The following is a 20,390-nucleotide window of genomic DNA, read 5'->3' on the forward strand; positions in this document are numbered from 1 at the left end:
GTAGGAGTGAGCCTGCTCGCGATAGCGGTGTGTCAGTCGATCAATTTTTTACTGATCCACCGCTATCGCGAGCAGGCTCACTCCTACAAAAAGATTGCTTTCAGCGCTGGAGTCGATCCAGCGCCTCGCCACTGCGCTTGAACCAGCCCATCAAATAATCCGCCAGCACCTGCGTGCGTTTCGGCAATCCGCCCTGATACGGATGCACCAGATACATCGGCATGCGCCGCGTCTGGAAATCGCGCAGCAACCAGCGCAAGCGGCCGTCAGCCAGTTCCGTTTGCAACAGGTACGACGGCAATCGCGCAATGCCTGCACCGGACAACGCGGCTTTTTTCAGCAAGTTGTAATGGTTGCTGGCGAAAGGACCCGACACCCGCACCCGCAGCAATTCGTGCTGCTGGTGGTACAGCCACTCCTCTCGCCCACTGTAGTGGCTGTTGAGCAAGCAGCGGTGTTCGGCCAGTGCCTGCGGTGTCGCCGGTTCGCCGAAACGTTCGAGATAGGCCGGGCTGGCGCAGGTCATTTCATGCCAGGCCAGCAGGGGTTTGGCCACCAGCCGATCATCATTGGCCACCTCGGCGCGGATCGCCAGATCAAAACCGTCGCGGGACAGATCGCGGTAACTGTTGTTCAGCTCCAGTTCGATCTGCACCTCGGGATATTGCTGCGAAAACTCGAGCAACAAGCCATCGAAGAAGGTTTCACCCAGCGACACCGGAACGGTCATGCGCACCGGACCGGCCATGTCGTCTTTCAAGCGCGCCACGGCCTGTCGGGCGCGTTCGACCTGAACCACCAGCGCCTGAGCCTGCGGTAACAACGCCGCACCCGCTGCCGTGAGACTCAGTCGCCGGGTCGTGCGTTGCAGCAAAACCACGCTGAACTGCGCTTCGAGCTGACTGATGCGCTTGGACAACTGGCCCTTGCTGCAACCCAGTTGTTGCGCCGCCAACGTAAAGCTACCCGCCTCGATCAGCACGGCGAACGCGGCGAGATCATCCATTTCGCTCATCGATTGTTTCCATTTGAAAACCAAAGGTTGCCTATTAGTGCGCTTATCCGCAGGAAAAACCACTCTAGACTGAAGCCTCGTTCAATCACTTGGGGTACAGCTCGATGAAGATTCTGTTGATAGGCGCCAACGGCACCATCGGTTCGGCGGTGGACAAAGAATTGTCGCAACGTCACGAAGTCATTCGCATCGGCCGCAACAGCGGCGACTTGCGGGTGGATATCAGCGACAGCGCATCAATCCGCGAGCTGTTCGAACAGACCGGCAAATTCGATGCGCTGGTCTGCACGGCGGGCAACGTCACCTTCGCAGCACTGGACGAGATGACTGAAGACAGCTTCGCCCTCGGCCTGAAAGACAAGCTGATGGGTCAGGTCAACTTGCTGCTGATCGGTCGCGAATTTGCCAACGACGGCGCCTCGTTCACCTTCACCACCGGCGTACTCAGCCATGATCCGATTCGCAGCGGTGCATCGGCAGCCTTGGTCAATGGCGCCCTCGACAGCTTCGTGCGCGCAGCCGCCATTGAACTGCCACGCGGCCTGCGGGTGAACTCGGTCAGCCCGACTGTTCTAACCGAAGCCCTGGGCAAATACGCGCCTTATTTCCGCGGCTTCAAGCCGGTTCCTGCGGCGGAAGTCGCGTTGGCCTACGCCAAGAGTGTCGAAGGCCTGCAGACAGGTCAGACGCTTCACGTGGGCTAAGCCCTTGTGATGAACGGTCAGGCTGCGTAACGTGGCGACACTTGTCTGGAGAACCAAAGATGCGTGTCGCCCGTTCGTTAGTCCTCGTTGCCCTGCTGCCGATGTTTGCCGCCTGCCAATTGTTCGACGGCCAGCGCGAAAGCGTTTCACATGCCGGGCAGACGCGGATGCAGGGGCAGTTGACCGCCGCTGACGGCAAACTGGTGTTCCAGCCATGTCAGGATCAGCGCCAACTGGTGGTCAATGACAGCGGCGGCACCAGTATCCTGCAAGAGGCTGCGATCCTCGCCGACGAGCAGGGCAAACTGTTTGCCGATGTGCGCGGCAAGGTATCTGGTGATCGCCTCGACCTGAGCCAGTTGTATCGCGTCGAACGCTCGGGCACGGCGTGCGATGACCCCAATTTCAAACTGCTGATCCTGCGTGCCGCCGGCCATGGCCCGGAATGGAATGTGAAGGTCAGCGGCAAAGGCATGGTCATCGACCGCGAGGGCCAGCCGCCGCTCGCCGTGCCGTATGTGGAAGAACAACTGGGCGACGGCCGCTTCAATCTGAGCAGCGAAGCCAACGACCAGCGCATCGAATTGTGGGTCGCGCCGCAGCGTTGCGTCGACAGCAGCACCGGCAGCGTGCAGCACATGAGCGCAGAACTGCGTATCGACGGTCAGGTGCAGCGCGGTTGCGGCTATTTCGGCGGCGCGCGTAACGACTGATCGTTTTTCCCCCACGGATCCGGTCGCGGCGGCTTATAATCGCCGCCTTCAAACGCCCTGGCGCAGTTGTGCGCCCCGCGAATCCGGATCCCCGCCATGTTACGAATCACTGAACTCAAGCTGCCAATCGACCATCCCGAAGAAGACCTGCGCGCCGCCATCGTGCAACGCTTGGGCATCGCCAGCGATGACTTGCTCGATTTCACCTTGTTCAAGCGCAGCTACGACGCGCGCAAAAAGTCCTCCGAACTGTGCTTCATCTACACCATCGACCTCAACGTACGCGACGAGGCCAAGGTGTTGGGCAAGTTCGCCGACGACCGTAACGTCAATGTGGCGCCGGATGTCAGCTACAAATTCGTCGGTCAGGCACCGAGCGATCCGGGCCAGCGGCCGATTGTCGTCGGTTTCGGCCCGTGCGGGATCTTCGCCGGGTTGCTGCTGGCGCAAATGGGCTTCAAGCCGATCATCCTCGAGCGCGGCACCGAAGTGCGCCAGCGCACCAAGGACACCTGGGGACTGTGGCGCAAAAGCGTGCTCAACCCCGAGTCCAATGTGCAATTCGGCGAAGGCGGCGCGGGGACGTTTTCCGACGGCAAGCTGTATAGCCAGATCAAGGACCCTAAGTTTCTCGGTCGCAAAGTCCTGCACGAATTCGTCAAGGCCGGCGCGCCGGAAGAAATCCTCTACGTCAGCAAGCCGCACATCGGTACGTTCCGCCTGACCGGCATGGTCGAAAACATGCGCGAGCAGATCCGTGAGATGGGCGGTGAAGTACGTTTTCAGGAGCGCGTCACCGACGTGTTGATCGAAGACGGCCAACTGGTCGGCGTGCAACTGGCCAGCGGCGAAACCCTGCATTCGAAACACGTGGTCCTGGCCCTCGGCCACAGCGCCCGCGACACCTTCCGCATGCTCCACAGCCGTGGTGTGTTCATGGAAGCCAAGCCGTTTTCGGTGGGTTTCCGCATCGAACACCCGCAATCGCTGATCGACCGTGCGCGACTGGGCAAATACGCCGGCCACCCGAAACTGGGCGCTGCCGACTACAAACTGGTACACCACGCCAAGAACGGCCGCTCGGTCTACAGCTTCTGCATGTGCCCGGGCGGCACTGTGGTGGCGGCGACGTCCGAGCCGAACCGCGTGGTCACCAACGGCATGAGCCAATACTCGCGTAACGAGCGCAATGCCAACTCCGGCATCGTCGTTGGCATCACCCCGGAAGTCGATTATCCGGGCGGCCCGCTCGCCGGGATCGAGTTGCAGGAACGTCTGGAGTCCCACGCCTTCATCCTTGGCGGCAGCGACTACAAAGCCCCGGCGCAACTGGTCGGCGACTTCATCAACGACATTCCTTCGACCGAACTGGGTGAAGTCGAGCCGTCGTACAAACCGGGCGTCGCCCTGGGCGACCTGGCGTTGGCGCTGCCGGACTTCGCGATCGAAGCGATTCGTGAAGCGTTGCCGGCGTTCGAAAAGCAGATTCGCGGCTACTCGCTGCACGATGCGGTACTGACCGGGATCGAGACACGCACCTCCTCGCCGCTGCGCATCACGCGTAACGAGTCGCTGCAGAGCATGAACGTCAAGGGCCTGTTCCCGGCCGGCGAAGGCGCAGGCTATGCCGGCGGGATTCTTTCGGCGGGCGTGGACGGGATCCGGATTGCCGAGGCAGTGGCCCGGGATTTCCTCGGTCTCACTGACTGATACATAACCCTTGTAGGAGTGAGCCTGCTCGCGATAGCGGTGATTCAGTCAACATCGATGCTGAATATTATTGCGCTATCGCGAGCAGGCTCACTCCTACATTTGATTTCGGTGTGTCAGATATTGGCGCGCAGCACCGAAGGCGGCAGCGCCTCCCCGCGCTCGGCACTCGCCGCCACCGCTTCGATCAAATCGCTTAGCTCATACCCCTGCGCCTTCAACCATTTCTGGTCGTAATACGTATCCGCATACCGTTCGCCGCCATCGCACAGAATCGCCACGATCGACCCCGACTCTCCCGCCGCTTTCATCTGCTGCGCCGCCATCAGCGCGCCGATCAGATTGGTCCCGCTCGATCCACCGACATGCCGCCCGAGGCGCTGCGCCAGATAGTGCATGGCGGCCAGGGACAAGGCATCCGGCACCTTGACCATCGCATCGATCACCTTGGGCAAAAACGACGCCTCCACCCGCGGCCGGCCGATGCCTTCAATGCGTGAGCCGCAGTCGAGTCGCAGGCTGGCGTCGCCTGTCTGGTAAAAATCGAAGAACACCGAACGCTCGGCGTCGGCGCACAGCACGCGGGTGCAGTGCTGGCGATAGCGCACGTAACGACCGAGGGTCGCGGTGGTGCCGCCGGTGCCCGGGCTGGAAATCAGCCAGCTCGGTTCCGGGTGTTTTTCATAGCGCATCTGCTGAAAGATGGACTCGGCAATGTTGTTGTTCGCTCGCCAGTCGGTGGCGCGCTCGGCGTAGGTGAACTGGTCGATGAAATGCCCGCCGTGCTCGCGTGCCAGACGCTCGGACTCGGCGTAGATCTGCGTCGGATCGTTCACCAGATGGCTTTGGCCGCCGTAAAAGGCGATCTGGGCAATCTTCTCTTTCGATGTGGTCGCCGGCATCACCGCAATGAACGGCAGGCCAAGCATGCGGGCGAAGTACGCCTCGGAAATCGCCGTCGAGCCGCTGGATGCCTCGATCACCGGCGCGCCAGGCTTCAGCCAGCCGTTACACAGCGCATAGAGGAACAGCGAACGCGCCAGGCGATGCTTGAGGCTTCCGGTCGGATGGCTGGACTCGTCCTTGAAATACAGTTCGATGCCCGCAAAACCCGGCAGCGGCAAGGGAATCAGGTGGGTGTCGGCGCTGCGCTGGAAGTCCGCTTCGATGATGCGGATGGCTTCGCGGGCCCACTGTCGGTTGTCGCTCATGGTTTGGGTTCTCGTTGGATCAGGCAGGAGGTTGAACTCCTCGAAAGGCTTGTCCGTCAGCTTAGGAAAAAACCTATAGCCCGCAAAGATACAGCTGAGTCTCAATATGTCAGGCAACTGCTAGGCTCAGCGTGGCCGGGGCTAGACGGCTTGTAACGCTATATAACAAAAAAGAATATAACTTTTGTTTTAACAACTAACGGTACGGGTTAGGGTGTTGCACCTTTTGACTATTCGATGGAGAGCGACCTTGCCTCTGCGTAGCACTTTCACGCGTTTCTTTCAGTTGGAAGCTGCCAGCGGTCTGTTATTGATCGCCGCAGCCATCCTCGCGCTGATTATCAACAACTCACCACTGTCGTGGCTGTACACCGGCCTGCTCGACACCCCGGTGGTGGCGCAGATCGGTGCGTTGAAAATCGCCAAGCCCCTGCTGCTGTGGATCAACGATGGCCTGATGGCGATGTTCTTCCTGCTCATCGGTCTGGAGGTCAAACGCGAGGTGCTCGACGGCCAGCTGTCCAAGCCCTCGCAGATTGTCCTGCCCGGTGCAGCGGCCATCGGCGGCATGCTGGTGCCGGCGCTGATCTATTGGTTCCTCAACCGCGACAACCCCGCTGCCCTTAGCGGCTGGGCGATCCCGACCGCCACCGACATCGCCTTCGCCCTCGGCGTGCTGGCCCTGCTCGGCAAGCGCGTGCCGGTATCGCTGAAGCTGTTCCTGATGACGCTGGCGATCATCGATGACCTCGGTGCCATCGTGATCATCGCGATTTTCTACTCCGGCGAATTGTCGACCCTGTCCCTGGGCCTGGCAGCGGCCTGCATTGCCGCGCTGGTGGCGATGAACCGGCTCGGCGTGGTCAAGCTCGGGCCGTACATGATCATCGGCCTGATCCTCTGGGTCTGTGTACTCAAGAGCGGCGTCCATGCCACGCTGGCCGGCGTGACCCTGGCCTTCTGCATTCCGCTGCGCACGAAAAACGCCGAACCGTCGCCACTGCTGACCCTCGAACACGCGCTGCACCCATGGGTCGCCTACGGCATTCTGCCGCTGTTCGCCTTCGCCAACGCCGGCCTGTCGCTGAGCGGCGTCACCGTCGAAAGCTTCACCCACGACGTACCGATGGGCATCGCCATTGGCCTGCTGCTGGGCAAAACCATCGGCGTCTTCGGCCTGACCTGGCTGGCGGTGAAGATCGGCATCGCCGCCCTGCCCCAAGGCGCCAACTGGGGCCAGATCCTCGGCGTGGCAATCCTCTGCGGCATCGGCTTCACCATGAGCCTGTTCGTCGGCTCGCTGGCTTTTGAACCGGGCGTGAGCGATTACGCCGGCATGGACCGAATGGGCATTCTTACCGGCTCGATTCTGGCGGCGGTGATTGGGTATGTGGTGACGGCGGTGGCGAGTCGCAGGGGTACGACACAAACTTCCTGAGGTTTATTGTGGCTAACGTCATAGCCCCTCAACAGACGAGGGGCTTGGCTATAAACCTTGCAAATGTGCTGATTATTGTGGACGTCGATCATCTACTCAGCGCAGCGTTGGGAGTATTTCATGTCGCGCAATTCACCAAAACGCATCATGACAGACGATCAGATTGCCGCGCAGGAGTCGCGAATACCGGCCCTCGCCTCTAAGGCCTTCAGCCATGCCTATCGCATTGCGCTCGCAAATGGCGCAGCGATACTCGTGGTTAGAGATGATCTATTACTCGAAGTGACTAAAGAGACCTCCGTCGTTTTGCGCTCGGCCGGTGCCTTTGGCAAACTTAAAAGTGGCACCCGTTTGCGCATCAAAAAGTACCCCCAATCGACATTTGACTGAGGCTTTCTGCTTCAGGCCAAGCCGACTTCGAGCGATCAATGTGAAGCGGTCGCCCTCACCTCAATGCGTCGCCTCCGCTCTTATCGAACAATCCCCACGTCTTTAGCGACGCGTCCTACAGCCACGCTTTCCCCGCTTCGATAACGTCGTGCAGCCCCTTTCCAAGGGCTGTCGATGGTGAACGAAGGGACGATCAGTGGCGCGTAACAAGGACATCCCCAGGGTGCAAAACCCACCGGCGGGCGACGGGCATCACGTTACCTGGCGGTATATGACGGCCGCCGAACTGGCCGAGCGCGAAGCCGGGCAAAACGCCTACGATGCGATGTTGGCGCGGCAGGAGGCTTTCGAGCGTAGCCGTGAAGTGGCTGCGAAAAAACCTGAAGCCGTGCGTGCCGGCTGTGTATTCGCCAAATCCTGCAAATTGCCGGATGCGATCATCGATTACAGCAACCCTTCGGGCATGGTGCCGACCGATAGCCTGAAGGATTACGGCGACCTGATCCTGCTGGGCGCTCGCGAAGCCGACGAAAGCGGCGGCATTCCTCTCAAGAAAATCAGCGCCAACGCCATCCCGATCGGGTTCGGCAGTCTGGCCCTGGCAGGTTCGGCTTTCGAAGCGCTGCCGGCGCTCGCATCAAGCGCAGCCGCTGCGTCTTTGGTGGGCCTCGTTGCGCTTTTGATTCCGTCAAACCTGGGCGACAGCGCGCTCTATACCGACGAGCAACTGAACACACTCAAACAAGCCCGAACCCGCGTGCGCCTGCGGGTCGAGCAACAGGTCGATGGCAGCCTCAAGGGTTACGGTTTCTACACCGGCAAGAATCGCGACTGGGAAATGGTCGATGTCGTGCAGTTCAGCCCTCGCGGTGACCGGTTCGTTGCGGATCTGGGTGAAGGCATCGAACTGCTCTGGACGCCAGCCGTGGATGGCTCGGACATACTCGGCATTCCAGCGCTGGAGGCCGCACCGCAAGCACCGCATATCTGGGTGTATCCACCGACGAAAGCGGCGGAAGGGATTCTGGTAAATCCGGTTTATCCGCCGGAGTACAAAGATTTCATTCTGGTGTTTCCGATAAGCTCAGGCGGTAAACCGGTTTACATCGTCCTGAACGTTCCTGGAGATTTCTCATACCACCCCGCTCCGGTTTCGCTGCCGGCCTTTCCAGATGTAAAACCTGCGCCTTTGAAAACCTCCGTTCGCGGTGGAGGAAAAAAGCGCAGACGTTGGAAAGATTCATCGGGAAAGATTTACGAATGGGATTCTCAGCATGGCAAGGTTGAGATGCACACCAAACAAGGAAAACATCTTGGAGAATACGACCCGCAAACAGGGGAACAAACGAAACCAGCCGATTCAACCAGGAGGGTTGAAAAATGAAACACGTAGTAGAGGTCTTTGATCGAAAGACTGAGAATTTACTCCGAACGGTCGAAATCGAGGCATGCCATAAGGAAGCATTGAAGGAGTTGATGAACTGGCATAAGCCTGAAGATGAATTTGATGGCGATGATCTGACTGAAGAACAAATCAAAACATTGGAGAAATGGACGGGACAAAAACTGCTGGACGTAAATCACATCGTTCAACTGGTTTGCGCCGAATGATTTATGGCTACTGCAAACTGAATCATACCGTCGAGGCATTTGACAAACGCACTGCTGAACTGGTTTTCGAAGTACCCGTTCCGCATGGCAACATTGAGCGGCTAAGAACAATCATGCGTTGGAGCAACCCAGAAGACGAAATCTATGGATATGACCTCGACCAAGAGCAAATAAAGCAGTTGGAAGCTTTGATCGGTCGAGCTTTTTACGACTCGGCTTACGATTTTCAACTGGGCTGTCATGGAAGCGAGTAGGTAGTTCCAAGAAAAAACCCCGACCAGTCACCTGATCGGGGTTTTCTTTAACCTGCTTCCCGCTTAATGCGAAACGCGGCTGGTTCCGCCAACGGTCGAAATCCGCACCCGCTCGCCAACGCGGAATACTTCATTTTCCTGAACCTGCTGCACGTAGGCACGCATGCTGCCGTCGTCTTCGCGGACGGTGATTTCCACGCCCTGGGTGCGGGTCAGGCCTTCTTCGGTGGCCGAACCGATGAGGCCGCCAGCCACGGCGCCGATGACTGCAGCGACGATGCTGCCCTTGCCGCCGCCGATGGCGCTGCCGCCAACGCCGCCGACCACCGCGCCTGCTGCGCCACCGATCGGGGTTTTGGTGCCTTCGATTTTCACCGGTCGCAGGGATTCGATGGTGCCCATGCGAATCGTCTGCACGCGACGCGCTTCGTCACGGGAGTAGGAGTCACCGGTCAGGCTCGATTGGCAGCCGGTCAGCAACATCGCCATCGTGGAAAAGGAAGCAACCAGCAGAACAGACTTACGCATAGCATCAACTCCAAAAGAACATTGTGTTCATTAAACTCCGTGGCTTGGCGCCTGTCACGACACCATCCGGATAAATTGGCTTCCATTCAGGCTGGGTACAGATGCCTGCGAGCGTCCACTTAAAGTAGCGCTAAATCAGCGATCCTGCGCCGCCACTCTTTATCCCGCTCGGTAGACTGCTCAGGGTGCCAGGCGTTCAAGAATCCAGTCGGCGCCCTGGACGCGGTAGTTGAGGCGATCGTGCAGGCGACTCGGACGGCCCTGCCAGAACTCGATACGCTCGGGGAGCAGGCGGTAACCGCCCCAATGTTCCGGGCAGTGCGGCTGGGTGTCGCTGAAGCGTTGTTCGGTGGCCTTGAGCAAGTCTTCCAGCTCGCCACGGCCGTTGATGACCCGGCTCTGCGGCGATGCCCAGGCACCGAGACGGCTGCCCAGCGGACGCACCTGATAATACGCATCGGACTCTTGCGGCGTAACTTTCACCACGCGACCTTCGATGCGCACCTGACGTTCCAGGGTTGGCCAGAAGAACGTCATGGCGGCGAAAGGGTTGGCCGCCAGGTGCTGGCCCTTGGCGCTGTCGTAGTTGGTGAAAAAGGTGAAGCCCTGCGCGTCCAGGCCCTTGAGCAGCAGAATGCGGCAATGCGGACGTCCAGCCGCATCGACCGTGGCCAGGGTCATGGCGTTGGCTTCCACCGGCGCCTGCTCGGTTTTCACCGCGTCGGCAAACCACTGGTGGAACAGCGCAAACGGCTCGGCCGGGGCTTGCGCCTCGGTCAAGCCATCCCGGGTGTAATCACGACGCATATCGGCCAGAGACTGGGTCACGGCGCATTCCTTTTCGTTAGCGGATTACTGCTTGGCGGCGTCGGTCGCGGCGACTTTCTTGTCGGTCGCGGCGGCTTTGGCTGGTGCTGTCTTCTTCGCCGGAGCCTTGGCCGGGGCCTTTTTCGCTGGAGCCTTGGCGGCGGCTTTCTTGGCTGGGGCCTTCTTGGTCGCAGGGACGGCGGCTTTCTTCGCGGCAGGCGCTGGAGTGGCCGGTTTCGCCGCTGGCTTGACGTCTTGCGCAGCCACCAGGGTCACTGGCTTCGGTGCTGGCATGTTGTATTTGCTCAGCAGCGCAACCATGGTGTTTTGCGGGGTCACCAGCAATTCGACACGGCGGTTTAGCGCACGCCCTTCCACGCTGTCGTTAGCCGCGCGCGGCGCTTCGGAACCCATGCCACGCAGCATCAGGCGATCACGCTGCAAGCCGCTGAGGCGGAAGATCGCCGCCACCGATTGCGCACGTTCCTGACTGAGTTTGATGTTGGCCGGCGCGGCACCGCTGGTGTCGCTGTGACCGAGCACCAGCACGGCGGTCTTCGGGTCAGCTTCGAGGATTTTCGCCACGCGGGTGAACGGGCCGAGGGTGACCGGCAACAACATCGCCGGGCGGTCCGGGTTGAACGAGCCTTCGACCGGCGCCGTCACCACCAGTACGTTGTCGCGACGTTCGAGTTGCAGGTTGCTGTCCTTCACCGCCTCACGCAGACGCGGCTCGTAATCGTCGAGCCAGGCCTGCGTGACTTTCGGATCCGGCATCGGCACGGCTTTGGCGGTTGGCTGATCCTTGCCGCCGAACGGCCACCACCATTTGCCATTGGACTCGGCGTCGGCCTTGGCGACGGCGGCGGGTTTGGCTTCAGGTTTGACCTCGGCTTTCAGGTCAGCCTTGGTCGCCTCATCGCTGGAACCGAACGGCCAGTACCACGGGTTGCTGCTCTCGGCCTTGGCGACGGGCGCGGTCGCTGCAGGTTTCAACGGGGCCGGGGCCGGTGCAGGCTCCTTGGCGGCTACGTTGTCGGTAGAACCGAACGGCCACCAACTGCCGCCGTCCGCATCGTTTTTCGGGGTCTGTGCGCAACCGGTGATCGCTACACACAGGGCCAGGGCGAGGGTCTTTTTAGCTGACATTGAAAATCCACAAGATGAAGTAATGAAAAATCAGAGCACTTTCGCCCGGATAAACAGCCGTTTTGAATCGAAAATCCCTTCGAGGTTCCGACCCTGGAACCTCTGTTGAAGCTTTACAGACAAGTGGCAAGCACCCGCGCCAGCTTTTGCGCACGCGGATCCATCAAAACGTAAGGCCCCAAGGTATTTGTCACGAAACCGAACGCGACATCATGCTCAGGATCAGCAAAACCGATCGAGCCGCCCGCGCCCGGATGGCCGAACGCACGCGGACCGAGGCCGTAGGTGGCGTTGGCCACGTCCGGTTGGTCGAGCATGCAACCGAGGCCGAAACGGGTGCGGGTGAGCAAGGTCTTGTCGTCGCCGAGGCTGTGCTCGCGGGTCAGCTCCTCGAGCATTTCGCTTTCGAGCAGGCTGCCGTCGAGCAGGCCCGCGTAGAACCCGGCGAGGCTGCGCGCGTTACCGTGGCCGTTCGCCGCCGGTTGCTGCATGCGTCGCCATTCCGGCTTGTTGGTGCTGGTCAGCACTGACGGCGGATTGGTGAAGGCACGGGTGGTCATGGCAGTCGGTTCGCGCATGGTCACTTGCAGCAGGCGCTGAGCCGCGGCGTCGCCGGCGTTGCCCTTGCCCCGAGCGATGTGCGCGACGCGATGAAACTCTTCGTCGGCCAGGCCCACATGGAAATCCAGGCCCAACGGTTTGGCGACCCGAGCGACAATCGATTCGCCCGGCCCACGACCGTCGGCGCGGCGCAGCAATTCGCCGACCAGCCAGCCGTAGGTGATCGCGGCATAACCGTGACCGGTGCCCGGAGTCCACCACGGTGCTTCGGCCGCGAGGGCGTCGACCATGGTTTGCCAGTCGTAAAGGGCTTCGGGGGGGAGCAATTCGCGCAGCGCCGGCAGGCCGGCCTGATGGCAGAGCAATTGGCGCAGGGTTACGGATTCTTTGCCGGCAGCGGCGAACTCCGGCCAATAGCGAGCCACCGGGGCGTCGAGTTGCAACTTGCCTTCGGCGACCAGTTGCAGCGCAGTGACCGCGGTGAAAGTCTTGGTGCACGAGAACAGGTTGGCGATGGTGTCGCTGTGCCAGGCCTCGGTGCCGTCCTTGTCGGCGGTACCGGACCAGAGATCAAGGACGGTTTCTCCGCCGACCTTTATGCACAAGGCTGCGCCGCGTTCCTGGGGATCGTCGAACAGTGCCGCGAAAGCTTCGCGCACCGCTTCGAATTGAAGCTCGTAATGACCCTGAATCTGCACCCGCAACTCCCCCGCGCAAACGCTCTACAAAGTGGCCCGCATTGTTCCAGCCCTTGAGGGATTTGGGAACAGGCGCGGGCCAGACGGTTATTTCAGATATTTCGGTGAGGCGGCTGACGCCTTCGCGAGCAGGCTCGCTCCCACAGGGGAACTCTAATGCTACCGAGACCCGTGTGGGAGCGGGCTTGCTCGCGAAGAACGATAACGCGGTTCAAAGCCTAGTGGCCATTTCCCGAATGCCCCCCGGCATGGCCTGCGCCGGCGTTTTTACCCGCCTCGCCTTTTCGCCCGCCTTCAGCCTCATGCACCGGCGCTTTCTGCGCCTCCTTGCCCAATTGCTCAAGCGCTTGCAGATTGCTTTTGCGCACCGTCTCGACGAAGCCTTGATAGGGCAGATCGGTGATCCCGACCAGACCAAAATGGCCGTTCTCGCCATCGAGCAAACGCCCGGTCACCGGTTGGTCGAGATACTGGAACCAGTGCACGCCGACTATCGACGGTTCACTCAAGGCCTGTTTAAGGAAATTGGCATAGGCCGGGCCACGATCCTCTTCCCGGGAAAGTTGCGTCGGACCGCCCCAGAACGGGCCGCGATCGGTCGAGCCGAAGTTGAACTCGCTGATCAGCACCGGTTTGTCCAAGGCCCTCAGCGCTGCGAAGTCATAACCGTCCTGGGGTTTCAGGGTGTACATATTGAAGCTCAGCACATCGCAATACTGCGCGCAGGAGGCCACCGCTTCCGGGGTACTGACGGCGAAGCGGCCACCGAGCAACAGATGGTTCGGTGCGTGCCATTTCAGCGCGTCGGAAATCGTCTTGAAATAAGTGTCGGCGAAGACCTTCTGGAAGTATTTGAAATCGGCCTCGATTTCCGGGTGCTCCGGGTTCGGCAGCGGTGGCTCGAAGCCCGGGTCTTCCATGAGTTCCCATGCCGGTACGTCTACCCCCCACGCCTTCGACAACCCGGCCTGATTGCGGTACTTGTCCCGCAACTGCTTGAGAAACGCGCGCTTGGCCGGCACATCGGTGGTCATTTTCAGCGTGCCGTAGGCCAGTGCGTAGCGCGACTTCGCGTCGTCGCCGGGGCCGGCCCAGGCCAGTTCGTTGTCGGCGTAGTAGCCGATCAGCCACGGATCATCGCGGTGATCGCGTGCCGCAATCGCCACGGCGCGTTCGGTGGCCATGGCAAAACGCGGATCGAACGGGTCAGGCATGGCGCCCCACCAATCGTTGCCGGTGCTGATGCTGGTGTAGTCGCCGACAATCGACAGCGGCATGGTGTACGGCACGCGTTCGGCGTCAGCCAGCGACGGCGCGCTCCAGTTGCCGACAGTATTGAAACCCCAGGCCTGCAGGCGATCGAGGGTGTGGGTAGTCCACCGCGTTTCATCAAACGTGGCCTTGCACGCAACGGCATTCTCGGCGGACGCTTGCACCGCGTCTGTCTGCGCTGCTTCGGCAATTCCTGGCTTCGGCTCGGCAGGCACCGCTACCGATTCAGCCGCCTGAACCGAACCGGTTTCAGACGCGCCCGCCTTTGCCGCTTCGGCAATACCGGCCTTGTGGTCGCTGTCAGGTTTGCACGGTTCACCGTACAGGCGTTGCAGGTTGGCGCCATAGAAGTCATACCAGCGACCGCTGCCGTAGCCACGGCCCTGATCGGCACCGTTGCCGCCACGGTTGTCGCCTTCGCCAAACTGCGCGGCCAACGGCTCGCCTTGCTTGGGCAGGGACTCGAACATGTATTCGCGCCCGGCCACGTAGGTCTGGTTGACCTGCGGGCTGACGGTGTTGACGCCCAGCGAGTAAAACGGGTGGCCTTCAGGGGTCACCAGATACCAACGGCCATCGCGCTTTTCCGTGCGGAAGAACCCGCTGGCCTTGAACGCCGGGCCTTTGCTCCAGCCACCGAACGTGTCCAGCGATGACTTGTCGCGCTCGGCCAGCCAAGTGTTCAGTTGTCGCTGTTCTTTGCTGGCGGCGGATTTCAGTTGTTCGTCATTGCTGATCTTTTCCGGCCATTGGCCACGGGTCGATTGCCCGTAAGCGTCGACCAGATTGCCGTACACCGCCTGCGTGACCGATCCGCCGTCCTGCACGCCGAAACGCTCAAGCAGCAGGCTTTGCGCAACCTTCGGCTGATCCATCGACAGACTGACCGAGACCACCTGGCTGCGGTCGATTTCGCCCGTGCTGCTGGCCAGGAGGATGCGCTGGCCATCGACGGTCATCGGCATTGGCGGGCCGGCCTTCATGCCCTGACTCAGCGGCGTCGAGGCCACCAGTGGCACCAGCAAGGTTTGCGCGGGGCCGGCCGGCAGATCGACGCGGCTGACCAGGGTGCGGCCATCGTTGCTCTGGATCTGCACATAGACCGTCACCGCCCAGTTCATTGCACTCTGCAAACGCAGGGTCATCATGCCGGACTGCGACCAGTCCCACGCGCCGGTCTGCGGCGTCAGACGCAAGGTCGGGCGGGCGGCCGGATTGAAGATCACGCGGCGCAGCACTTCGCCTTCGGGGGTCTGTTCGGCATTGGCTTGCGGCAGATCGGCGTTTTCAGTCGCGACTTTGACCACATCGGCAGGACGGACAAAATTGAACAGCGTCTGCTGGCCGGCAGGCGCCGCGAGCAACGGCGCAGCAAAGATCAGGGCAAATACGGCAGGCAACGAACGGCGGATCATAAGAACGGAGTTCTCCCTGACGACCAACAAAGGCCAATGGAAAAGCGATGGTAGAGAGATAGACAGCGCGGCGGGCCAAACGGCCCACCGGTGCCTCAGGATATTTCACGACGGAAAGGCGGCAATGCGTTGAGGATCGCCTTGCCGTAGCGCTGGGTGACCAGACGTCGATCGAGCAAGGTGATGGTGCCGCGGTCTTCTTCGGTACGCAGCAGACGGCCGCAGGCCTGGACCAGTTTCAGCGAGGCATCGGGCACGGAGATTTCCATGAACGGATTGCCGCCACGGGCTTCGATCCACTCCGACAACGCAGCTTCGACCGGATCGTCCGGCACCGAGAACGGGATCTTGGCGATGACCACGTGTTCGCAGTAAGCCCCCGGCAAGTCGACGCCTTCGGCGAAACTGGCCAGGCCGAACAGCACGCTGGAATCACCGCCATCGACCCGCGCCTTGTGCTTGTTCAGGGTTTCCTGTTTCGACAGGTTGCCTTGAATGAACACTTGCTTGCGCCAGTCACGGTCGAGGCCGTCGAACACGTCCTGCATTTGCTTGCGCGAGGAGAACAGCACCAGCGTGCCGCGCGAACCTTCGACCAGATCGGGCAGCTCCCGGATAATCGCCGCCGTGTGGGCGGCGGCATCGCGCGGGTCGGCCTTCAGATCCGGCACGCGCAACACACCGGCATCGGCGTGATGGAACGGGCTGGGCACCACCGCCGTGACGGCTTTTTTCGGCAGGCCGGCGCGCATGCGGAAACGGTCGAACGTGCCTAGCGCCGTCAGCGTCGCCGAAGTCACCAGACAACCGTAAGCGACGTTCCACAAGCTGCGGCGCAAGGTTTCCGCCGCCAGAATCGGACTGGCATTGACTTCGATGTCGAACAGCGAACCGCTTTCCGCCAGGGTCAGCCAACGCGCCATCGGCGGGCTGTCTTCCGGGTCTTCGGCGGTAAATGCGGTCCACAGTTCCCAGTTGCCGGAGGCACGCGACAACAGGCTGCCGAACAGTGGATACCATTCTTCGGCCTGATTGCTGGCGATGCCGATGTTGACCTCGCCGTCCATGCCTTCCTTGAGCAGGTCGGTCAGACGCGTGAACAGATCGTTGAGGCGCGAATAGCCTTTTTTCAGCTCGATGCCCATCTCGCGCATATGTTCGGGAATCACCCCACCCACAAAGCGATGGCGCGGGCGCTCGCGCCCCTCGACGTCTTCACCGGGCTTGAAATCGGCGATCTGCTCGCAGGCGCTGAACATGAACTGCTGCTGGGTCTTGATCTCTCGCGCCAGCTCCGGCACCTGCTCGATCAACTTGCCGAGATCGCCGGGCAGCGGGTGCTGGGCCAGCAGTTTGGTGAGGTTCTTGGCGGTGGTTTCCAGCCAGTCGGCGGTGGAACGCAGGCGCGTGTAATGGGCGAAATGGCCGATGGCCTTGTCCGGCAGATGGTGGCCTTCGTCGAACACGTAAATGGTATCGCGAGGGTCCGGCAGCACCGCACCGCCGCCCAAGGCCAGGTCAGCGAGGACCATGTCGTGGTTAGTCACGATCACGTCAACCTTGCCCATGCCTTCGCGGGCCTTGTAGAAGGCGCACTGGCCGAAGTTCGGGCAATGGCGGTTGGTGCACTGGCTGTGATCGGTGGTCAGGCGCGCCCAATCGGCGTCCTCCAGCGCGTTCGGCCAGCTGTCGCGGTCGCCGTCCCACTTATTGCCGGCGAGTTTCTCGATCATGCTGGTGAACAGCTTCTGACTGGCTTCATCCACCTCGATCTTGAAGCCTTCTTCTTCGAACAGCTGCGCGGTGGCCGTCTGCGCGTGGCCTTCCTGCAGCAGCATGTCGAGCTTGGACAGGCACATGTAGCGGCCACGCCCCTTGGCCAGGGCAAAGCTGAAATTCAGCCCGCTGTTGCGCATCAGGTCGGGCAAATCCTTGTAGACGATCTGTTCCTGCAGGGCGACGGTCGCGGTGGCAATCACCAGACGCTTGCCCGCCAGTTTCGCCGTGGGGATCGCCGCCAGGCTGTAGGCGACAGTCTTGCCGGTACCGGTGCCGGCCTCCACCGCGACTATCGCCGGGTCGCCACTGCGCCGGCCTTCGTCGTCGGTGTCGATATCCCCGAGGACTTTGGCGATCTCGGCGATCATCAGGCGCTGGCCGTAACGCGGTTTGAGGCTCTTGGCCTCTAGAAAACGCGAATAGGCGCCCTGGATCGTGGTTTTGAGTTCAGTGCTGATCATTGAGTGTCGGGCGCTAAAAACGCTGGATAAATTTTCAGTAGTTTGGTTCGGCGGCTATCATACCCCGCGAATCGATCCTGCGCAGAACGGAGTAACCCAATGACACCTTTTAGCCTCGTTTATCCCCTGCATGTCCTCGCCGCGCTGGTCTGGGTCGGCGGCATGTTTTTCGCCTGGATGGTATTGCGCCCTGCGGCTGTGAAGGCCCTCGACGGCCCCGCTCGCCTGACCCTGTGGGTGGAAGTGTTTCAAGGTTTCTTCCGCTGGGTCTGGGTCGCGGTGATTCTGCTTCCGATCAGCGGCGTGGGCATGCTGCATCTGCAGCAGGTCGGGTTCGAAACCGCGCCGAAGTACGTGCAGGTCATGATCGGTTTGTATGTGGTGATGACCGCACTGTTTATCCGCATTCAGGGGCTGATGTTGCCGGAACTGCGCAAAGCGGTGGACGCGAAGGACTGGCCGGCGGGCGCGGCAGTGCTGGGTCGGATACGGCGGGTGGTGGGGCTTAATCTGCTTGTCGGGTTGGTGCTGGTGGCAGTGGCTGCGGCGCGGCCCATGTTCTGAGGTGTCGAGACAAACACTGACTGTGGCGAGGGAGCTTGCTCCCGCCGGGTTGCGAAGCAACCCAAATCAGTTGCCGAGTTTAACCGGAAGGGGCGCGCTGTCTGATTTCAGGGCCGCTGCCCGCCCCAGCGGGAGCAAGCTCCCTCGCCACAGATTGAAAGTGCTGTTCTTTAGAGGCGCTGCACAGTCACAGCCCCAGCCGCGCCCACCGGCCCGGGCTGTCCATCCGCCCCCGCCTTGCCGTTCTTGCCGCCATCGGCGCGGTACACCAGGCAGCCCTTGGACTTGCCACCCTTGCCAGCCTTGCCGCCCACACCCGCGGGGCCACCGGCACCGCCGGCGACATTGACCTTGATCAGATCCGCCGGGAAATCGCGCGGTATTTCAAGGCGTACCAGTGCACCCGGAGCGCCCGGTTGCCCGTCGCTGCCGTCACCGCCATCGGCACCGTGACCGGCCGAACCATACGTGCAGCCCGGATCTTCGCCGTTGCCACCGTCAAGCCCGACGAAACCCGGCGCACCGGTGCCGCCCCGCGCGTCGATTGACAGCAGCGGCGCGTTCAGCGCCTTGAATTGCAGATTCAGATTGCGTCCGGCACGCGCGGCTTTTTCATAGGTGCCCGGTGCCCCTCGGGCAGTGATCTGGCTGCCATCGCTCAATTCGGCACGCTTGACTCTCACCTCCAGCGCCTGCTCAGCCGGAACAATGGCGATACGCGCCTCATGGCCCAGACGCAGTTCATCGACGTTCAGTTCCGTCACGTTCGAGGGGATCAGCAGAGTGCCGTAATCGGCGACCTCCAGCTTCTCCAACTGCAAGGTGCTGGCCGTGTTGGGCAGGCGCATCAAGGAATTGGTTTCAACGCTGACGACCTGAGCACAGGCCAGGGGGCTGATGAATGCAACGAGCAAGCAGAGTTTACGCATGGGAAGAAGCCTGCGGAGCGGCCGGGGCCGGGAGGGTTTGCAAATGGAAAACGCCGAACAGCAGGATGCGGCCACGGTCGCGCCAGGGATGGGGGCGGCCCTTGAGGCTGCGATTGCACAGCAGCACTTCGAGCACATGGATCAGCAACAACAGACCACCGGCCAGATTGACCAGCAGGTGCAGCGGATGGACAAACGGCACCAGTTGATTGACCAGCACCACGCCGCAGAACAGCAGGGTCAGTAAACGGCCCAGCCCCCAAAACAGTTTCATACGCGCCCCCGTGTTGCGAATTATTCTTTGCGCGCACAGTAACGGCTTCTGCGGGGGATAAGCCAGAGGGGAAAACGAAAAATCTGCAAATGCCGGCCAAACGGCTGCCGGGTCGACGATATCTCCCCGGCAGCTCTAGCCTGCGGACTACAGACCCGTCCTAACGATTGATATGGAGTTCCACGCGGCGATTTTGCGCGCGTCCTTCGTCAGACGCGTTATCGGCCGCCGGTTCACTTTCACCGCGACCTTCGCTGGTCAGTTTGTCCGGCGCCAGGCCCTGACTGAGCAGATAAGCCGCCACGCTGCTCGCGCGACGCTCCGACAACCCCTGGTTGTAGGCATCCGAACCTTTGCTGTCGGTATGGCCAATCACTTTGACGCTGACCACATCGGCATTGCGCAGCTTGTCCATCAGGGTGTCGAGCTGGGCTTTCGCCGCTGGCGTCAGGTCAGACTTGTCGAAATCGAACAGCACGTTGCCCGCATCGCTCAAAGTGATCACTTCACTTTGCGGTGCTGGCTCGGCCGGTTTCTCAGCGACCGGATATTGCGGCAACGGGCAACCGCGGTGATCGACTTCGGTATTTTCCGGCGTATCCGGGCAACGGTCGCGGCGATCGAACACGCCGTCGCTGTCTTCATCGCCATCCTGGGCGTAACAGATCAATCCGCCGGTGACGATGCCCAGCGCTGCGCCGCCGCCGGCCCAGCCCGCACTTTCGATAGCGCCAAGCCCACCGCCGACCAGTCCGCCCAACAGACTGCAGATCGGCCATGTACGTTGATTGAGGGGTGCAGTGCCATCGCTGTGCGTGGCGCAACCGGTAAGCAAGCTGCCAAGCAGCAGCACCGGCAAGACGGACCTTGCGAAAACAGTCATGGTGAAAGCTCCTGTGTCACCGGC

20 protein-coding genes are annotated in these 20,390 nt (G+C 61.2%); 9 read left to right on the forward strand and 11 right to left on the reverse strand.

All coding sequences use genetic code 11. The features are described from left to right. Positions 1-100 precede the first annotated feature (100 nt). Positions 101-1,015: a LysR family transcriptional regulator gene (locus HU739_RS11290; protein ID WP_186552011.1), complete on the reverse strand. Its 915-nt coding sequence runs from the start codon at positions 1,013-1,015 to the stop codon at positions 101-103. Positions 1,016-1,119: 104 nt separating this feature from the next. Between HU739_RS11290 and HU739_RS11295 the strand changes: the two genes are divergently transcribed. The 3 genes from HU739_RS11295 (at position 1,120) to HU739_RS11305 (ending at position 4,142) form a co-directional block, all read left to right on the forward strand. Next, positions 1,120-1,719 carry a short chain dehydrogenase gene (locus HU739_RS11295; protein ID WP_186552012.1) on the forward strand — a complete coding sequence of 200 codons (600 nt, stop codon included), beginning with the start codon at positions 1,120-1,122 and terminating at the stop codon, positions 1,717-1,719. A 59-nt stretch (positions 1,720-1,778) separates the two neighbouring features. Beyond that, positions 1,779-2,432, forward strand: a complete 654-nt coding sequence (locus HU739_RS11300) for a COG3650 family protein (RefSeq protein WP_186552013.1) — start codon at positions 1,779-1,781, stop codon at positions 2,430-2,432. 96 nt (positions 2,433-2,528) lie between these two features. Next, positions 2,529-4,142 carry an NAD(P)/FAD-dependent oxidoreductase gene (locus HU739_RS11305; RefSeq protein WP_186552014.1) on the forward strand — a complete coding sequence of 538 codons (1,614 nt, stop codon included), beginning with the start codon at positions 2,529-2,531 and terminating at the stop codon, positions 4,140-4,142. 116 nt (positions 4,143-4,258) lie between these two features. On the opposite strand, the gene HU739_RS11310 is transcribed toward HU739_RS11305, so the two are convergent. Next, positions 4,259-5,353, reverse strand: coding sequence for a PLP-dependent cysteine synthase family protein (locus HU739_RS11310; protein ID WP_186552015.1), 1,095 nt, complete (start codon positions 5,351-5,353; stop codon positions 4,259-4,261). 250 nt (positions 5,354-5,603) lie between these two features. Between HU739_RS11310 and nhaA the strand changes: the two genes are divergently transcribed. From nhaA to HU739_RS11335, 5 genes are all read left to right on the forward strand, one after another. Then, positions 5,604-6,791, forward strand: a complete 1,188-nt coding sequence (gene nhaA, locus HU739_RS11315; protein WP_186552016.1) for a Na+/H+ antiporter NhaA — start codon at positions 5,604-5,606, stop codon at positions 6,789-6,791. A 120-nt stretch (positions 6,792-6,911) separates the two neighbouring features. After that, positions 6,912-7,181, forward strand: a complete 270-nt coding sequence (locus HU739_RS11320; RefSeq protein WP_186552017.1) for a hypothetical protein — start codon at positions 6,912-6,914, stop codon at positions 7,179-7,181. 196 nt (positions 7,182-7,377) lie between these two features. Next, positions 7,378-8,565, forward strand: coding sequence for a colicin E3/pyocin S6 family cytotoxin (locus HU739_RS11325; protein WP_186552018.1), 1,188 nt, complete (start codon positions 7,378-7,380; stop codon positions 8,563-8,565). After that, positions 8,562-8,792 (forward strand): DUF7683 domain-containing protein, encoded by a 231-nt coding sequence (locus HU739_RS11330; protein WP_186552019.1) that lies wholly within the window; start codon positions 8,562-8,564, stop codon positions 8,790-8,792. Before HU739_RS11325 ends, HU739_RS11330 begins: the two co-directional genes overlap by 4 nt. Further along, a complete protein-coding gene (locus HU739_RS11335; RefSeq protein ID WP_225922830.1) occupies positions 8,789-9,046 on the forward strand; it encodes a DUF7683 domain-containing protein in 258 nt (85 codons plus the stop codon). Before HU739_RS11330 ends, HU739_RS11335 begins: the two co-directional genes overlap by 4 nt. Before the next feature lie 63 nt (positions 9,047-9,109). On the opposite strand, the gene HU739_RS11340 is transcribed toward HU739_RS11335, so the two are convergent. The 6 genes from HU739_RS11340 to dinG all read right to left on the reverse strand — a co-directional run bounded on the left by HU739_RS11340 (position 9,110) and on the right by dinG (position 17,716). After that, positions 9,110-9,574 carry an outer membrane lipoprotein gene (locus tag HU739_RS11340; protein ID WP_007969461.1) on the reverse strand — a complete coding sequence of 155 codons (465 nt, stop codon included), beginning with the start codon at positions 9,572-9,574 and terminating at the stop codon, positions 9,110-9,112. A gap of 180 nt (positions 9,575-9,754) precedes the next feature. Then, a complete protein-coding gene (gene pdxH, locus HU739_RS11345; RefSeq protein ID WP_186552020.1) occupies positions 9,755-10,402 on the reverse strand; it encodes a pyridoxamine 5'-phosphate oxidase in 648 nt (215 codons plus the stop codon). Between the two features lie 24 nt (positions 10,403-10,426). Further along, a complete protein-coding gene (locus tag HU739_RS11350) occupies positions 10,427-11,530 on the reverse strand; it encodes an OmpA family protein (protein ID WP_186552021.1) in 1,104 nt (367 codons plus the stop codon). Positions 11,531-11,643: 113 nt separating this feature from the next. Further along, entirely contained in the window at positions 11,644-12,789 is a 1,146-nt protein-coding gene (locus HU739_RS11355) for a serine hydrolase domain-containing protein (protein WP_186552022.1), read from the reverse strand. Between the two features lie 218 nt (positions 12,790-13,007). Further along, complete coding sequence (locus HU739_RS11360; RefSeq protein WP_186552023.1) at positions 13,008-15,476, reverse strand: beta-galactosidase; 2,469 nt, start codon at positions 15,474-15,476, stop codon at positions 13,008-13,010. A 95-nt stretch (positions 15,477-15,571) separates the two neighbouring features. After that, the gene (dinG, locus tag HU739_RS11365) at positions 15,572-17,716 is read right to left on the reverse strand and encodes an ATP-dependent DNA helicase DinG (RefSeq protein ID WP_186552024.1); all 2,145 of its coding nucleotides are present in this window, start codon (positions 17,714-17,716) and stop codon (positions 15,572-15,574) included. A gap of 99 nt (positions 17,717-17,815) precedes the next feature. On the opposite strand from dinG, the gene HU739_RS11370 reads away from it, so the two are divergent. Further along, positions 17,816-18,280 carry a CopD family protein gene (locus tag HU739_RS11370; protein ID WP_186552025.1) on the forward strand — a complete coding sequence of 155 codons (465 nt, stop codon included), beginning with the start codon at positions 17,816-17,818 and terminating at the stop codon, positions 18,278-18,280. 170 nt (positions 18,281-18,450) lie between these two features. On the opposite strand, the gene HU739_RS11375 is transcribed toward HU739_RS11370, so the two are convergent. The 3 genes from HU739_RS11375 to HU739_RS11385 all read right to left on the reverse strand — a co-directional run bounded on the left by HU739_RS11375 (position 18,451) and on the right by HU739_RS11385 (position 20,366). Beyond that, positions 18,451-19,209: a collagen-like protein gene (locus tag HU739_RS11375; RefSeq protein ID WP_186552026.1), complete on the reverse strand. Its 759-nt coding sequence runs from the start codon at positions 19,207-19,209 to the stop codon at positions 18,451-18,453. Then, a complete protein-coding gene (locus HU739_RS11380; RefSeq protein ID WP_186552027.1) occupies positions 19,202-19,483 on the reverse strand; it encodes a DUF1145 domain-containing protein in 282 nt (93 codons plus the stop codon). Before HU739_RS11380 ends, HU739_RS11375 begins: the two co-directional genes overlap by 8 nt. 160 nt (positions 19,484-19,643) lie before the next feature. Then, positions 19,644-20,366, reverse strand: coding sequence for an OmpA family protein (locus tag HU739_RS11385; RefSeq protein WP_186552028.1), 723 nt, complete (start codon positions 20,364-20,366; stop codon positions 19,644-19,646). Between the last annotated feature and the right edge of the window lie 24 nt (positions 20,367-20,390).

The sequence above is a fragment of the Pseudomonas hamedanensis genome (assembly GCF_014268595.2).
In the GTDB taxonomy this organism is placed as follows: domain Bacteria; phylum Pseudomonadota; class Gammaproteobacteria; order Pseudomonadales; family Pseudomonadaceae; genus Aquipseudomonas; species Aquipseudomonas hamedanensis.

Excerpts from the sequence above, each read along its gene's own strand:
- HU739_RS11290 (WP_186552011.1), bottom strand. The coding sequence starts at position 1,015 with ATGAGCGAAATGGATGATCTCGCCGCGTTCGCCGTGCTGATCGAGGCG.
- HU739_RS11295 (WP_186552012.1), top strand. The coding sequence starts at position 1,120 with ATGAAGATTCTGTTGATAGGCGCCAACGGCACCATCGGTTCGGCGGTG.
- HU739_RS11300 (WP_186552013.1), top strand. The coding sequence starts at position 1,779 with ATGCGTGTCGCCCGTTCGTTAGTCCTCGTTGCCCTGCTGCCGATGTTT.
- HU739_RS11305 (WP_186552014.1), top strand. The coding sequence starts at position 2,529 with ATGTTACGAATCACTGAACTCAAGCTGCCAATCGACCATCCCGAAGAA.
- HU739_RS11310 (WP_186552015.1), bottom strand. The coding sequence starts at position 5,353 with ATGAGCGACAACCGACAGTGGGCCCGCGAAGCCATCCGCATCATCGAA.
- HU739_RS11320 (WP_186552017.1), top strand. The coding sequence starts at position 6,912 with ATGTCGCGCAATTCACCAAAACGCATCATGACAGACGATCAGATTGCC.
- HU739_RS11330 (WP_186552019.1), top strand. The coding sequence starts at position 8,562 with ATGAAACACGTAGTAGAGGTCTTTGATCGAAAGACTGAGAATTTACTC.
- HU739_RS11335 (WP_225922830.1), top strand. The coding sequence starts at position 8,789 with ATGATTTATGGCTACTGCAAACTGAATCATACCGTCGAGGCATTTGAC.
- HU739_RS11340 (WP_007969461.1), bottom strand. The coding sequence starts at position 9,574 with ATGCGTAAGTCTGTTCTGCTGGTTGCTTCCTTTTCCACGATGGCGATG.
- HU739_RS11350 (WP_186552021.1), bottom strand. The coding sequence starts at position 11,530 with ATGTCAGCTAAAAAGACCCTCGCCCTGGCCCTGTGTGTAGCGATCACC.
- HU739_RS11360 (WP_186552023.1), bottom strand. The coding sequence starts at position 15,476 with ATGATCCGCCGTTCGTTGCCTGCCGTATTTGCCCTGATCTTTGCTGCG.
- dinG (WP_186552024.1), bottom strand. The coding sequence starts at position 17,716 with ATGATCAGCACTGAACTCAAAACCACGATCCAGGGCGCCTATTCGCGT.
- HU739_RS11370 (WP_186552025.1), top strand. The coding sequence starts at position 17,816 with ATGACACCTTTTAGCCTCGTTTATCCCCTGCATGTCCTCGCCGCGCTG.
- HU739_RS11375 (WP_186552026.1), bottom strand. The coding sequence starts at position 19,209 with ATGCGTAAACTCTGCTTGCTCGTTGCATTCATCAGCCCCCTGGCCTGT.
- HU739_RS11380 (WP_186552027.1), bottom strand. The coding sequence starts at position 19,483 with ATGAAACTGTTTTGGGGGCTGGGCCGTTTACTGACCCTGCTGTTCTGC.
- HU739_RS11385 (WP_186552028.1), bottom strand. The coding sequence starts at position 20,366 with ATGACTGTTTTCGCAAGGTCCGTCTTGCCGGTGCTGCTGCTTGGCAGC.